Genomic DNA, 14,970 nt, shown 5'->3' on the forward strand with positions numbered 1-14,970 from the left:
GAAGTAGTCCTCGGTCACCACCCTCTGAGACAACGTCTGGCCCTCTTCCTCCTCGGACTGTCCCGGGCGCAGGACGCTGACCCCGATTCCCTGCCCGCGGGTGGGAGGGAAGTTGGCGGCGGCCACCGATGCCACTCCGGGGAGTGCGTCCAAGTTTTTCAGCGCTTGCTCGAAGTAATTCACCTTCTGGGCGCTCTGGTACTCGTTGGGAGGCAAGACCAGGCCCAGCGCCAGGATGTCGGTGCGGAATCCGGGCTCGACCTCGTTGAGCTGGTTCAGGCTGCGCAGCACCAGTCCCGCGCCCGTCAGCAGCACCATGGCCAAGGCCACCTGTGCGGCCACCAGGGCATTGCGCCAGCGGCGGTTGCCGCGCTTGTCGGCGGCTCCCCTGGAGGCGCTGGAGAGAGCGTCGTTGAGATCGGCGCGGCTGCCCTGCAAGGCGGGGAGCAGCCCGAAGACGAGGCCGGTGGCCAGGGTCACGGCCAAGCTGAAGAGCAGCACGCCGGGGTCGATGGTCACCTCGCTGAGGCGGGGCAGGGTGGCGGGGGCCAAGGAAAGCAGCGCGTCCGTGGCCCAGAAGGCCACGGTGACGCCCAAGGCTCCTCCCAGCACCGCCAGCAGCACCGACTCGGTCAGCATCTGGCGGATGATGCGGGCGCGTCCCGCCCCGATGGCCAGGCGGACGCCGATTTCCTTTTCTCTCTCACGCGAACGCGCCATCAACAAGGTGGCGATATTGGTGCAGGCGATGAGCAGGACCAGTCCCACGGCCGCCATCAACAACCACAGCGTCAAGCTCAGGTCGCCCACGATGTGTTCATGCATCGAAACCAGTCCGATGCCGACGTCTTGTTCGTTCTGTGGACGGGTCTGGGCCAGCCGCGCGGCCAGCCCCCGCATCTCCTCCTCAGCCTGGGAGACCGGCACGCCCGCAGCCAGCCGTCCCAGCAGGAAGAGGTTGCGCTGCCCATTCTGAGAATCGTCGGGAGTCCCCAGCGGAATGAAGAGGTCCCATGGAGTCTCGTAGGGAAAGGAGAATCCGGCCGGCATCACGCCCACCACTTCGTAGGCCTTTCCGTCGAGTTCGATGGTGTTTCCCACCATGGGCCGCGCGCCGTACTGGCGCAGCCACAGGGAATGGCTGAGGATGGTGACCTGGCTGCCGCGTCCTGCCTGGTCGCGGGCGTCTATGCGGCGGCCCTCAAGCGGCGGCACGCCCAGGAGGCGAAAGAGGTCGGCGCTCACCTTTGCGGCCCGCAATTGCTCGGGCTGCTGTCCGCCCGTCAGGTTGAAATTGTCGAATTGATAGGCCGCCAGGGGCTCCCAGGAGCGGCTCTGCTCTTTCAGGTGCTGGAAGTCGCGATAGCTGGATAGGACCTGTGCCCGCTCCTGGGACTCCAATTCCCAAACCCGGTAAAGATGCTGCGAGTCAGGGAAAGGAAGCGGTTTCAACAGCACGCCGTCCACCACGCTGAAGATGGCGGTGTTGGCTCCGATCCCGAAGGCCAGCGCCAGCAGCGCCACAAGCGTGAAAGCGGGATTCTTGGCCAAGAGACGCACGGCGAATCGAAGGTCCATCCAAAAGTCTTTCATGGTCGGCTCCAGGTCTCAGCGAACAATTTCAAATCAAGTTTAAGTTTTGCAACTTCCATGCCAACAACGGCGAGCAGAAGTTTTCCATATCCGGACTCGCCACTACAATGGAAGCCTATGAAGGCCGACCCCCGAGAGGAGCAGCGATATGTACAGGCAGCCATGACTTATGGGGCCCTGGGGCTGGCCGTGCTCTTGTTGAGCTTGATCGATCCGGGCTTGGCCCGGCCTGAGCGGCGCGACGATGTGGCGGCGCTGATCGTGGCCATTCCTGTCTTCTTGATCTTCGCGGCCATGGTGGCTTGGGGGAATCGTCTGGTGGCGGCCCTGTTGGCCTTCATGGGAATCAGGCCGGAATTCGCCTGGCGCGTGGGCTATCAGGTGCGCGAGAAGCTGGTCATGTTGCTGACGCTGACTTCGGGGCTGCGTGGGCTGGTCCTTTTGGGCAATGCTTCGGGCTACCGTCCCCGCCTCATTCCGCCTGGCTTGGAGCCGGCCGAGCCCAAGCTTTCGATGTGGTTGGGCGTGGCTTTGATGTGCGTCATCGTTTGGGCCCTCTTCCGGGCTGGTTGGAGGCCCTTTCTCGAGCGCCGCCGTCCCGCTACTCGGACCACTCCCGGAAAGGGCCCTGAGGAGTGAAGTCCTTCTTTTCCAGGTCGACCAGCAGAACGTAGGCGCCTTTGGCTCCGATGCGCCGGTTGGGGTTGTAGGTGACCGGCGGCGTCAGTCCGGTCTCGAAGCGGTAGAGGCCTTCCAGTCTGTCCACCAATTTTTCACGGCTCACGTCGCGTCCGGACTGGCGCAGTCCCTCCAACAGAATCTTGGCCGAGGCGAGGGTGAGGATCTGTTGGGGGCGTCCTTGCCGGGACAGGTCGGCCTCTTGGGCCAGGCCCAGGAACTCCCCCACCGCGCTGCGTTCGAAATCGGCCGGAAGGGTGGCGGCGCTGCTGAAGATCTTTCCTGCGAAGGCCTGGGGCGCCTGAAAGAGCGCCGCACCCGCCAAGGAAGCCGGCGAGAGCAAGTAAGGACGGTACTCGGCGGCTTCTGCGGCCTCCAGCCAGGCCGAGGCATCGGCGTCGCGGCCCAGGAACAGCACGGCATCGATCTGCCCCTGGCGCAGCTTTTTGACCGCCTGGGCCGGCTTCAGTTCTCCCGCCGCGTAGCGGATCTCCACCACTTCGGGCCAGTCCTGCCGAAAGGCCTCTTCTTTGGCGGCATCGACGGCCTCTTTCAGGTCCTCTCTGAGGGGTGCCACCACAGCCAGGCGGACTTGGCTCAGGCCCGACTGCTGAGCGGCGAATCCGATGAGGACCCGGCTCTGGGTGGCCAGTCCCGAGAGCAGGTAAAAGACTTTGCGGTTGAGAGGAAAGTCGAGTTGAGGACGCAGCGTGATGGGCCCTACCATGGGCAGCCCCCTGCGGTCAGCCAGCTTGACAAGGGCTTCCTCGCGGTCAGCCAGGAAAGGCGAGACCAGTGCAAAGATGTCCTTCTCGTCGATGAACTCGATGACGGCCGACTCGGCCTGCGCAGGATCGGCAGGCAGGTAGTAGGTCTGCAGCTCCAGCTTGCGTCCGTAAATGCCGCCGTTCTGGTTGACGTCCTCAAAGTAGGCCTGCAGCAGGCGGCGCATCGATTCGGCCACCATCAGCGATCCCGGAGGCAGCAGCAGACCCAGTCTCAGGCTCTCCTCGTCGACGCCCGGATCGCGTTCCTGCCCCAGCTTCTGCAGGTAGGCCACCAGGGCCTGCAGGTCGTCGTCCGACATGCGGTAGCGGGGCATGGCGGTGTTGAGGGCATTGCCGGCGGGGTCGACGCCCTCGGTGATGGACGCGGTCAGGGTTTCCAGCGTGTAGGGCGGATGGCTGCGTCCCGTCTCGTGGCGGACGCCGTAGGGTTTGGTCAGCGTCTCCCATCTCACGTTGGAGGGGATGACGCCGCCTTCCGGGCGTCCGCGTCCGTCGGAGCCGTGGCAATTCACGCAGGGCAGCAGGGTGGCGGGAACCTCGGTCTTTTCCTCGCCCATCAGGGCCACCACGGGCTGGCTGGAGGGACTGGCGCCCGTCAGGTAGATTTGCTTGCCGCGTTGCTCCTGCGGGGTCAGATCGTCGCTGGCCGCCGCGGCGGCCAGCCCCGCCGCCACCAATAGACAGGCCGGCAGGAGCCAATATGTGAAACGGCTGAGAGAAGTGGAGGATGGTGTCTTCATGTTTAGCGGAGCCCCGGCTCGAGGCCAAGTATAACAGTCCAGCGGCCCGGCTCCGCCTTCATCGGACGGCGTCCTCGCGAGGCGGAAAGGTGACGATTTCATTGTGAAGCGGCAGTCCGTACTCGACGGCCTGACCCGCAGGCAGGCTGAAGCCGCCCTCCCGTTCCCAGGGCAGATAGCCGTGACTGAGATAGCCTTCAAAGTGGTAGGGCAGTCCTTCCGAGATGAGCGGGTCGCAGTCGTCGGCCACTTGAAAATGGAGGTGGGGATCGTCGGAATTGCCGCTGTTTCCGATCTGCCCCAGCAGACGGCCGGCGAAGATCTTCTCGCCCGCCCGCACGGCCACCGAATCCTGCTTGAGGTGACCGTAAAAGGCGCAGAATCCCAGGTCGTGACGTACCGCCACATAGTTGCCGGCGAAATTGGACAGGTTGGAGGGCTGCAAGAGCTTGCCGGGAGGATTGTCGGGCCAACCGTCGCGGACCTCGGCCACCACGCCCGAGAAGGCCGAGCGCACTTGGGCCGCGTAGGACAGGTAGTCGGTGTTGGCGGCGTCCTGGCCGTCCGCGGTGGGCTGGCGCAAGAGGCTCCCCTCCCGGTCGATGCGCACCCAGTCGATGGCGAAGCGCTGGGAGATGTGCCCCAGCACGCGGGCCCGTCGATGGCGCGACCAGTTCGAGGGTCCGGCCCTGGCCAGCCAAGGCCCTCCGCTTAGGGGGGATTGAATGACGGGCAAGCGAGGGCGTCGTCGGCGGTAGGTCGAGGGACCCAGGGCCGGCATCGCTTCGTCCTGCCCTGAAGCGGCTAAGACCAGGACGTGGCCCAGCCGGTCGGGAAGAGGCTCGTCTTGCCTGAGGGCCAGCCACAAGAAGAGGGTGGCGTCGCGTCCCGCGGGCAGGGTGATGGACTGCTGCCGGCCCTCCTCGCCGCGGAAGGGTCCGTTGACCAGCCAGTCGGCGTCGAAGGTTCTGAGCAGGGAGCCGTCCTCGCCCAGCACCCGGGCCTCGGTCAAATGGAGGTCGCGAAATCCGTAGTGCCTGATGCGGATCTCATAGGCCAGATGCCGCAGTCCGCCGCTGAGGAAAGCCATGGGCGGCGAAGGCACCGTGCAGATCAAGGCCGGCGTCCACAGCGCGTATCCGGCCAGGGCTGCCGGCGGGAGCAGGGCCAGGGCTCCCGTCCGCCAGCGGTGTTTCCTCTCCCGCCTGAGCAGCAGGCGCAGGGCGGGAGGCCAGCAGGCCAGAATGAGACCGGCTGACACGCCCAGCACCGGAATCCAATGGACGGGCAGGGCGTGGGTAATGGAACTGAGGGTGTCGAGTCCGAGAGCCGTCACCGCGATGACGGCCCCTGCGATGGGCGGTCCCCATGCCCGGCGGGGCTTGGCCTGCTCAGCTTGCATGCCGCGACTCTAGGCCAAAGCAGGTCCGAGGGGCAACCGCCCATCGCTCTCGATGAGGTCTCCTCAGTCCTCTACTTTGATGGACTGCGAGATGGGAGCCAGCTCGGGACTCTCTCCCGCTACGATAGGACCGACCTCTAGGGCGTGTTTGAAGCGGGGCAGCACGAAGCTTCTCCAGGCGCCGTCGAAATAGTCGAAGCATTTGTCCCAGTCCTCTCCATACCCCCAGCCCTCGTGAGAGAAGCGGACACGCGTGCGGCCCTCGTCGATGGCCTCGAAATCGAGGGTCACCAGGGTCTGCTGATGGCGCAGCGTGGGAATGCTGGGAGGGGCGTTCCAGGTGAATCCGAAGCGGCTCTTCTCGATGTATTGCATCACCCTCTGGTCTTCGGCTCCCCGTTGGCCCTTGGGGGCATCGGGGGAGAACCAGATGTCCAGGGTGCCGCCGACTTGCGGTTCGATTCGGGCGTAGGGGGCGAAAAAGCTCTGCAGGCCTTGAGCCGTGGTCCAAGCCTCCCAGGCCTTGTCCAGCGGGGCATCCACTGCGAAATCGGCGTGCAAGCGCCGTTCACCGGCCCGGGCCGGCGCAGCCAGCACCGCCATCAGGCCTATAGCCACAAATAGGTTTCTTTTCATTGTCATTCTCCTTCAGTTCTCCATAGCTTCAGCGACGCGGGGCCGTTTTAAGCCCGGCAAGCCGGAAGATAGTGCAGGTTGAGTACGGCGTCCCACCCGCTGTCGTAGCCTTGGCGGGTTTCCTGGGCTCTCTCGCCCAGCACTTCCCACCCGCTGTGAATCAACTCCACGCGAGTCCTGGATCCGTCCTCGTGGAACCGGACTTCGACTCTCTGGGCCCGGTCTTCCTCGTATCCGGGATGCCAGGTCACTTGGATGCGGCGCGGAGCGTCCCAGGCCAGCACCGTCCCCCACTGGAAGCGCCGGCCGTCGTCGCGCTCCTCGTAGAGCTGACCGCCCACACGAGGCTCGAAGCCGCAGAATGCAGCCCGATCCAGGCTGACGGAATGAGTGGATAACGGCCACCAATCGGCCATGCGCGCCGTGAAGATCTCGAAGGCCTTTTGGCGCGGGCAGTCCACCTCGATGGTCTTGTGGACGGGGCCGAGTTGGCCTCTCTCCTCAACCTCGGTTTCGACTCTTGATTCAGTCATCGCCTCTCTCCTTGGTTTTTCGATGTTGTGCTTCAGCCTCGGCCTTGAAAGACTCCAACACATCCTCCCAGAAGCTTTCCACATAGATGCGCAGAGCCAGCAGACCGCGGCGCTCCAGGCGATAGAGTCGGCGCACGCCCTCCCGCCGTTCGCTCACCAATCCGGCTTGGCGCAGCACCTTAAGGTGCTGAGAAACCGCCGGACGGCTCACCGGCAGGCCTTCTGCCAAATCGCAAACCGCCAACTCCCCTCGCCGCAGCCGCTCGAAAATGGCCCGCCGGGTAGGGTCCGCTAATGCCTGGAGCACGTTTCCGTAAGTCATCACTTACGTAAGTCTAGGCTAACGGACTGGGCGGTGTCAAGAAAAAAATCGCGCGAGGTTTCGCCTCGAGGCAAGCCCTACATCGAATCAAGACTGGCTTTCATGAGGATTCACAAGGTTGCCCAGCCCAGTACAGTTTCCACCTCGACGGCGAGTTCAGTGCGTCAGAAGTTTTGAGCCACCCTGTGGCGTTATCCCACGCTTTCAGCGTTTGCACATTTGGCGTTTGAAACCCAGGGTGGCGCCGCCGTCTCGCTTACGCTCGCCGGGGCTGACCCTGGGCTGGCGAATCTGTCCCTTTCAGGGACAAAAAACGGCGGCCCTGGCTCAGAACTTATGACCGGCAGCACTAGTTCAGCCATTGCGGCGTCCATTCCTTCTCTCTGGTCCGAAGGATGGAAGATCAGCGGAGTGGTTTACAGCGTCGAGCGCCAGGGCTGCAACATTCGTCCGCTTGGACCTGAGTAATGGCGATTCGAGACGCCTGTCGTTGGGACGTGTCAGACGGCGATCACCGAGGGCCTGCGCCTCATCCTGCCAATCTAATCCCCCGCTACTCGTAGGCGGGGACGGACTGGGTTTCTTCCTCGCTGGCGGGGCGGAGGCGGAGGGCGGCGCCGCCGCCGGGGGCCAGGTTGAGGGTGTAGGTGGTGGAGGAGTCGACCAGGACCTGGGTGATGTTGATGGCGTAAGGGGCGGACTCCCAGTTGGCGCCTTCGCCGTCGGCGTAGATCTCGGCCACGTACTTGCGGCCGGGGTCGAGAAAGTCGAGGGGGACCTCGAACGTGCGGGCCTCTTCGTCGGTGATGCTGCCCACGTACCAGTCGTCGCTGTTGCGGTCCTTGCGGGCGATGCCCACGTGGTCGCCGATCTTGGCGTGCAGGGCCCGGGTGTCTTCCCAGTCGGTGGGAACGTCCTTGATGAACTTGAAGGCCGGCTGGTCCTGATAGTTCTCGATCAGGTCGGCGGCCATGTGCAGCGGCGAGTAGATGACCACATAAAGGGCCAGTTCCTTGGCCAGCGTGTTCTTGACGCGGGCATTGGGATTGATGTCTTCGAAGGTCAGGTCCAACACGCCCGGCGTGTAGTCGAAGGGGCCCGCAAGCATGCGCGTGAAGGGCAGGATGGTGGTGTGGTCGGGCGGGTTGCCGCCTTCGACGCTCCAGGCGTTGTACTCCTGTCCGCGGGCGCCCTCTCGGGTCATCATGTTGGGATAGGTGCGGCGGATGCCGGTAGGCTTGATGGGTTCGTGGACGTCCAGCATGATGCCGTGTTCGGCGGCCTTTTCCACCACCATGCGGTAGTGGCGCACCATGAACTGCCCGTGGTGCCAGTGCTCTCCCCCTTCGGTGCGGGTGCCCACGTAGCCGGTCTTGATCATGGTGACGCCCAGTTCTTGGTAGAGGTCGAAAGCGGCGTCGATCTGGGATTCGTAGTTGCTGATGCCGGCCGAGGTTTCGTGGTGGCCGATCAGCACCACGCCCTTCTCGCGGGCGTAGTCGGTGACGGCGCGCAGGTCGAAGTCGGGGTAGGGCTCGGTGAAGCGGAACAGCTCGCTGTTCTGCATCCAGTCGCCGTCCCATCCGACGTTCCAGCCTTCCACCAGGACTCCGTCGAATCCGTGCTCGGCCGCGAAGTCGATGTACTGCTTGGTGCGCTCGGTGGTGGCTCCGTGCTTGGGGCCGGATTCCCAGCTCATGGTGCCCAGGTGCATGCCCCACCAGATGCCGACGTATTTGCCGGGCTTGATCCAGGACGTGTCCTCCAGCTTGTTGGGCTCGTTGAGGTTGAGGATGAGGTAGCTTTCCAGCAGGTCGCTGGCCGACTCGCCGATCTGCAAGGTGCGCCAGGGCGTCTTCATGGGGGCTGATCCCAGAACCTTGGCTCCGTCGGGCCAGGGCACCAGGTCGCACTTGAGCGTGGTGCCCTCGGTATGGCGGGCGGTCATGCTGGCGTAATCGGTCAGGGCCGCTTCGTGCAGGCTGAGCACCAGCCCGTCCGAGGTCTCGAAGGTGACCGGCGTATGCACCACGTCCAGCTCGCTGATGGGATTGCGCTGGTAGAGGTATTCGTAGCGGTTGTCCTGGTAAGCGGGAATCCACCAGGCGGCATGATCGCCGGCGAAGCGGAACTCGGTCAGTTCGTCGGTGATGACGAAGTCGGCCAGAGCATCCTGCTCGGGAAATTCATAGCGGAAGCCTACGCCGTCGTCGTAGGCCCGGAAGACCACATCGAGGCGCCGCCGGGGAGCGGCCGATTCCCTGAGGGCCACGCGCAACTCGTTGTAATGATTGCGGATCTGGTGTTTCTCGCCCCACACCTGCTCCCAAGTGTTGTCGTAGTTGGTCTCCCCGTAGGAGAGGACTTCCAATCCGCCGTCCAGCGGTTCCTGGTCGCGGAAGGCGAAACCCAGCCGGGAATTCTCGAGAACGGCCTGACCGCCGCGGTCGATGCGGTAGAAGGGGGTGCCTTCGGCCAGTTCGAAAGAAACTTCGATGCTGCCGTCCGGTGAAGCCACCTGCAGCGTTGCCGGAGTCTGTGAGCAACCCGCAACCGCGGTCGGGATTGCCCCCAACACGATCCATCTCAAGGTCTTCTTCATGATCTTAGTCTGTCCTTATAAGTTACTGTATCACAGGTACTTAGCATGCCAGAAGGAGGCTTTGGCGGCAAGCTGCTTGCTGCGCCCTTTAGAGCGGGGCTTGGGGCTGGGCGCCCGATTGGCGATCGGTGCCCATCGCCGCGGGGACGCGCCTCCCACCCGGCCTGTACCAAGCCGCCTGGCTGGTTGCAAGGAGGAGACTGGCGGCAAGGCATCCCTGAAGCCACCGGACTTTCTGCTGCGGGTTTAGATCGCGACCGGCATCCAGCCTTTAAGCATCACTGTGCCCATCGCCGCAAGGATGCGCCTCCCACCAGCGGTGTGTCCCATCGCTCCCTTGAGCAGGTCGCTCTCTGGAGGGTGGTGGTCCACCCAGACTTCTCCCGCTCTTCTGAGCCAGGGCCCTCCGTTCTTGTCCCTGACAGGGACAGATTCGCCAGTCCAGCGACTGTGTTAGCAGTCAAGTCCGGGCTCGCTGAAGGCGAGCGATTCGTCAGCCCAGGGTCAGCCGCGGCGAGCGTTAGCGAGACGGCGGCGCCACCCTGGGTTTCAGACGGCAAAGGTCTGAACGCTGAAAGCGTGGGATAACGAGACGGAGTGGCTCAAAACTTCTGAGGCAATGCAGTAGCGAGCAGCCTCATACCGCCGAGAGCAATTAGCCCTTCAGCGCGGTCGCTGAAACTTGATTCGTGTGTGAACTTGCTGGCCACCTAGTGGCCCTAGAGTTCTTTCGCTATCTTGAGGATGGACTGCCAGGCGGGAGAGTCCACTTGGTCCCTGGGGCTGAGCCCTTGGTCGCAAAGGCGGGCCAGCTCCGGATCAAAAGGTACGCTGCCAAGATGAGCCAGATCGATCTCCACTTCGGACGACTCGGGAAAGAGCGGACGCACCTGGCCGCAGCATGCGCAGTAGTAGCCGCTCATGTTTTGGATGTACCCGAGCAGCGGATTAGGAGTCTTGCGCAGGGCCGCCAGCGAGCGGCGGACGACTCCCCTGGAAAGGTCGGAAGGCAGCGTTACCAGCACGAACTGCGTCTGCGGCCCCAGGAATTCGGCGTACTGGAAGGTCCTCTCGGCTCCTGGAGGAAGGTCGAAAAGCAAGGTGTCGAAGGGCTCCCAGTCGGTCCCGGCCAGGAAATCGGCCAGGGTGGCGAACTCCTTGGTGGCCCGCCAGGTGTGGCTGTCGCCCTGGGCGATGGAGGGGAAGTCGACGGCCTCCGACTCGGGCACCATGGTGCCGAAAGAGACCACTCCCACGCCGTCCCTCGTCCTGGGGACGACCAGTCCTCGCCGCCCGGGGACAGGGACGCTGGTCTTGAGTCCGCCCAGACGGGCCTGGGAAGGTCCGTTGAGATCGGCATCCAGCACGGCCACGCAGCGTCCCCGGGTGTTGAGGGCTTGGGCCAGCAACATGGTCAAGGTCGATTTGCCCACGCCGCCTTTGCCCGATCCCACCGCCAGCGCCATCTCGATGGGCTCAAGCTTTGAGGCGATCTTCTCCTTCAGCTCCACCACCTGCCGCAGGACATTCGAACCGCCGTCGCCTTCCAGGTCCCTGTAGGTCTTCATGGTGGCCAGTATACTGGTGGGAAGCGGTGTTAGTATCCATAGAGTCATGAGAGCTAAGATCCTGTTGGCGGCTCTGGCCGTCCTGGCATGGATGTTAACCGTTGCCTGGCGTCAGCCGGAGGGCGAGAAGGCCGCGGCCAGGCCCGACATCGTGCTCATAACCGTCGACACCTTGCGGGCCGATCACCTCTCGCCTTACGGCTCCCAGTTGAAGACGCCTGCCGCAGACCGCCTGGCGCGCGACGGGATGGTGTTCGAACAAGCGCTGTCGCCGGCCCCGCTGACCTTGCCCTCCCACCTCACCCTGATGCTTTCGCAGGAGCCCTTCGTCCACGGGGTACGCAACAACCGCGGATGGGACCTGAACAGCCAGGCCCAATCGCTGGCGCAGGTGCTGCGGGAAAACGGCTACGCCACGGCGGCTTTCGTGAGCGCCTTCGTGCTCAATCCCGAAACCGGCATCGAGCGGGGCTTTCAACACTTCGACAACGACTTCAGCACCAACCTGGAGGCCGGTCCCGAGCCCTTGGAGCGCAGGGCGGCCTTCGCGGTGGGGGCCGCCATGGGCTGGCTGCGTACGGCTCCGCGTCCGTTCTTTCTCTGGCTTCACCTCTTCGATCCTCACGAAGACCACGACCTGGAAGCCTCTTTGACCGGCCGGCGCACGGGACGCCCTTACCCCGAGGAGGTGGAATACGCCGACCGTCACATCGGACGCCTGCTCGATTTGCTGGACGAGAAGGGGCTCTACCGGGACAGCCTCATCATCTACACCTCCGATCATGGCGAATCGCGGGGCGAGCACGGCGAACTGACCCACGGTTTTTTCATCTACCAGTCCACCCAGCACATCCCCCTGATCGTCAAGCTGCCCCAGAGTGGAGGGGAGGTGGCATCTGCGGGGCGGCGCGTCTCCGGGCTGGCGCGGCTGCTGGACGTGGCGCCCACCGTCCTGCGCCAAGCAGGCTTGCGTCCGCCGCGGGAATGGCAGGGAACCGACCTCTTGTCGCGGCGCAGGGTGGAAGAAGCTTACGCCGAAACCCTCTACCCCTATCAGAACTTCGGTTGGAGCGCGCTGGCCTCCCTGCGCTGGAAGCATTACAAGTACATCCGTGCTCCCCGTCCTGAACTCTACGACTTGCAGGAAGACCCGGGCGAGCGGCGTAACCTGGCGGAGCAGCGCTCCACCCTGGCCAACTCGCTGTCGCAGAAGCTCGACGAGTATGTGGGCCGCTTTGAAATGGCGCCTTCTCAGCCGGCAGAGATCGATCCGCAAGTTGAAGAGAGGCTGCGTGCACTGGGCTACGGCTCCTTAGCCAAGCCCCGTCCCTCGCAGGGACTCTTCGCCGGCGCCGACCCCAAGGACCGTCTCGACCTTTATTTGGCGGTCAGCGGCAAGGACTCCTCCTTGGGGCTGACCTCGCAAGAGGCTGTCGAAAAGCTGCAGGGATTCCTGGAGCAGGAACCGCAAAGCGCCCATCTGTGGAAGCTGCTGGGACGCAACCTCTATCGCCTGGAGCGTTTCGACGAAGCTCAGGCCGCCTTCGCCCGCGGACTCGAACTCGACTCCCGTTCCCCCGAGTTGAGGCTTTACCTGGCTCTCTCCCAGTTCCAGGCCGGTCACGGCGGGGAAGCCGAAGCCAACTTACGCCGCATCATCGGGGAGGGCTCGGCCGACTACCGGGGCCTGGTCACGCTGGGGATCCTCTTGCAGCAAAAGGGAGAAATCGAGGAGTCGATTTCAATGCTGCGCCGCGCCATGCACATCAATCCCGGAGCCCTCGATGCGCGGCAGGCGTTAATCGAGTCCTTGAAACGGGCCGGGCGCAATGAAGAGGCCGAGCGCCTGCAGTCCTCCCTCCCCCAGCCGCCGGGACGTTAGGACGCCCAACCCACAGTGGTGAAGATCACGAACCAGAGGGTGAAGGCGATCTCGCTGTAGCCGATGACCTGGAGGTTGAGGCGGGCGGACGGTTCGCGCAGGTACCAGAAAGCCCGCGACACGATGGGCAAGTAGGCCAAGGCGATGAGGCGGCCGATAAGCCCTCCGGTCCACAGGGCGCCAACCACCACCACCAGCCCAGCGTGATAGAGGATGTTGTGGAGGGTGCGGCGGCGCGGGTCCTCCTTCTTGACGAAGCGGCTGACCCGCATCTTGACGTAGAAGATGGAGCTGGCGAAGTAGAGGAAACAGAGGCTCCAGATGAGAGCGGCGGACTCGTCCAGGCGGCTCTGCGCGACCACCTGGGCAGCGGGAGCGGTGGCCGTGAGTCCCACGATGCCGATGACCTCTCCCGCCACCTGACGCTCTTTCTTGCCCCGCACTTGCAGCAAATGGAGGCCGAAAAACAGTGCCGCCAGTCCGCCGATCAGGCACAGTTCCCAGAGCCCGTAGCGGGTCAGCAGCGCCAGTCCGCAGGCCAGTCCCACTGCAAGATAGATGAGAAGCCAAAGACGCCACCAGGCCGCATGGCCCGCGCCGGGCGTCCCCTTGCGGACCCGCAGCAGCCGCGAGAGCGGTTGGTGAGCCAGGAAGAATCCGCTGGCGGCCGACAGGAAGAGCACTTCCTTGAGTCCCAGGCTGCAAGCCGCCAAAAGGGGGATGAGAGCGCTGCCGTAAAACACTGCCCAAGCCCCATGTTCCCTGGGGATGGGAATTCGCCTTCGTGAAATGCGGGCCCTGCTCGCCTGTACCACTCTCTCGCTCCCTGCCTCATGTATCCGGACTGCTGATGAACTCGAGTCGATGCAGGAAAATAATACATTCTTCGCCGCCTCCAGCGCGCATCCGTTCTCGGTCGGCCGATGGGCTTGCCCCCTTGCGGGAGACTCGTTAGGATGACCTTCTCCAACATGCTTTGATCTCGACACGGCAATCAGCAGAGGGGGCAGGACATGCGAGCGACACGAATCGGATTGGTCGCCCTTACTGCGATGGTTTCCATCTCAACGGCCGGGGCTTGGGCGGTCCAGGATCCTGCCATGGAAGATGCTCTAAGCGAGGCTCTCAAGGCCGCCGGAGCACCCTATACTCCCGGTCGCCAGCCCCGTTGAGGTTGATGCCGGAGCCTCTCGCTTTGCATCAATTACTTATCTCTATACAGAAACTTGTGCATTCTCTGTAGAAATGTGGCACAATGGGGCCATTGTTTTCACCATTTCATGAGTCCGGATGAACGACTCCTATGCGGGCCTGGGGAAGCCTCCAGGCATCCGGACGCTTCAAGTGAGGAGATGAGCATGCGCAAGCTTATCGTAGCTCTTTTTGTACTTGCGGCTCTGATGGCCACCTCTGTCGTACTGGCCCAGGGACGCCCCTTCGATCTGCCTTCCCACGCACAGCAAATCGCACCCGGAATCTACTACCTGGGCGTGGGCCGCGACGTCGACGGACGCCTGGTTGAAGGTCTCGCCTTCGTTCGCAAGGGCCCCGGTTTTCAGGCCAATGGAATGGGCCAGGGCATGGGCGGCGGCGGAGGCGGCGGCGGCTGCTTCACCGAGCTGGCCAAAGGTGCGGCTTGGATCACCACCGAACCCTGGCGCATCGATACCAGCATCGTCAACAACGCCAACCTGTCCTCCCAGGACATCGTCAACCAAACCGCTCTGGCCCTGCAGGCCTGGAACAGCGCGGCTGATTTCCTGGTCTTCGGCAGTCAAGAAAGCGGCCCCGTGGACGGGGCCGACGAGGTCAGTCCCGACGGACTCAACGAAGTCCTCTTCGCTCCCATTTCGAGCAGCGGCACCATCGCCGTGACCATCACCTGGGGCATCTTCTCGGGTCCCCCTTCCGGACGCGAGTTGGTGGAATGGGACACGGTTTTCGACGATGACGGCGATTGGCTATGGGGCGATGCCGGACCGACCGACGAGGTCGGATGCGATCCCTCGGTCTGCGACGACACGATCATGGACTTCCGCAACATCGCCCAGCATGAGTACGGCCATGCAGCCGGCCTGGGCCATCCCGGCAGCAACTGCACCGAGGAGACCATGTTCGCGTTCGCCAGCGAAGGCGAAACCAAGAAGCGCACCCTCAACACGGGCGACGTGGGCGGAATGGTTTCCCTCTACCAATAAGCGCGCCGGCAAGCGCTTGAGCAGCCTT

12 protein-coding genes are annotated in these 14,970 nt (G+C 63.8%); 3 read left to right on the forward strand and 9 right to left on the reverse strand.

The features are described from left to right. A partial coding sequence (locus tag VLU25_04775) for an ABC transporter permease (GenBank protein HSR67233.1) occupies positions 1-1,593 on the reverse strand: 1,593 nt, incomplete at its 3' end. 117 nt (positions 1,594-1,710) lie between these two features. On the opposite strand from VLU25_04775, the gene VLU25_04780 reads away from it, so the two are divergent. Beyond that, positions 1,711-2,232: a hypothetical protein gene (locus VLU25_04780; GenBank protein ID HSR67234.1), complete on the forward strand. Its 522-nt coding sequence runs from the start codon at positions 1,711-1,713 to the stop codon at positions 2,230-2,232. Here the strand turns inward: VLU25_04780 and VLU25_04785 are convergent. The 7 genes from VLU25_04785 to VLU25_04815 all read right to left on the reverse strand — a co-directional run bounded on the left by VLU25_04785 (position 2,195) and on the right by VLU25_04815 (position 10,862). Continuing rightward, positions 2,195-3,799 carry an ABC transporter substrate-binding protein gene (locus tag VLU25_04785; protein ID HSR67235.1) on the reverse strand — a complete coding sequence of 535 codons (1,605 nt, stop codon included), beginning with the start codon at positions 3,797-3,799 and terminating at the stop codon, positions 2,195-2,197. The two genes, VLU25_04780 and VLU25_04785, sit on opposite strands and share 38 nt — an antisense overlap. 58 nt (positions 3,800-3,857) lie before the next feature. Then, positions 3,858-5,201: a M23 family metallopeptidase gene (locus tag VLU25_04790; GenBank protein ID HSR67236.1), complete on the reverse strand. Its 1,344-nt coding sequence runs from the start codon at positions 5,199-5,201 to the stop codon at positions 3,858-3,860. A 63-nt stretch (positions 5,202-5,264) separates the two neighbouring features. After that, positions 5,265-5,837 carry an SRPBCC domain-containing protein gene (locus tag VLU25_04795; protein ID HSR67237.1) on the reverse strand — a complete coding sequence of 191 codons (573 nt, stop codon included), beginning with the start codon at positions 5,835-5,837 and terminating at the stop codon, positions 5,265-5,267. A 47-nt stretch (positions 5,838-5,884) separates the two neighbouring features. Then, positions 5,885-6,370, reverse strand: a complete 486-nt coding sequence (locus VLU25_04800) for an SRPBCC domain-containing protein (protein ID HSR67238.1) — start codon at positions 6,368-6,370, stop codon at positions 5,885-5,887. Then, on the reverse strand, positions 6,363-6,692 hold the full coding sequence (locus tag VLU25_04805) for a metalloregulator ArsR/SmtB family transcription factor (GenBank protein HSR67239.1): 330 nt from the start codon (positions 6,690-6,692) through the stop codon (positions 6,363-6,365). The genes VLU25_04800 and VLU25_04805 overlap by 8 nt, the downstream gene beginning before the upstream one ends. 553 nt (positions 6,693-7,245) lie before the next feature. Further along, the gene (locus tag VLU25_04810; GenBank protein ID HSR67240.1) at positions 7,246-9,294 is read right to left on the reverse strand and encodes a glycoside hydrolase family 97 protein; all 2,049 of its coding nucleotides are present in this window, start codon (positions 9,292-9,294) and stop codon (positions 7,246-7,248) included. Between the two features lie 719 nt (positions 9,295-10,013). Continuing rightward, positions 10,014-10,862, reverse strand: coding sequence for a P-loop NTPase (locus tag VLU25_04815; GenBank protein HSR67241.1), 849 nt, complete (start codon positions 10,860-10,862; stop codon positions 10,014-10,016). Positions 10,863-10,908: 46 nt separating this feature from the next. On the opposite strand from VLU25_04815, the gene VLU25_04820 reads away from it, so the two are divergent. Further along, positions 10,909-12,744: a sulfatase-like hydrolase/transferase gene (locus VLU25_04820; protein HSR67242.1), complete on the forward strand. Its 1,836-nt coding sequence runs from the start codon at positions 10,909-10,911 to the stop codon at positions 12,742-12,744. Here the strand turns inward: VLU25_04820 and VLU25_04825 are convergent. After that, positions 12,741-13,733, reverse strand: a complete 993-nt coding sequence (locus VLU25_04825) for a YwiC-like family protein (GenBank protein HSR67243.1) — start codon at positions 13,731-13,733, stop codon at positions 12,741-12,743. The genes VLU25_04820 and VLU25_04825 overlap by 4 nt on opposite strands. Before the next feature lie 369 nt (positions 13,734-14,102). Here VLU25_04825 and VLU25_04830 point away from each other — a divergent pair, with 369 nt between their 5' ends. Beyond that, on the forward strand, positions 14,103-14,942 hold the full coding sequence (locus tag VLU25_04830) for a matrixin family metalloprotease (protein HSR67244.1): 840 nt from the start codon (positions 14,103-14,105) through the stop codon (positions 14,940-14,942). Positions 14,943-14,970: the final 28 nt, after the last annotated feature.

The sequence above is a fragment of the Acidobacteriota bacterium genome (assembly GCA_035471785.1).
Taxonomy (GTDB): Bacteria; Acidobacteriota; UBA6911; order RPQK01; family DATIPO01; genus JANQFM01.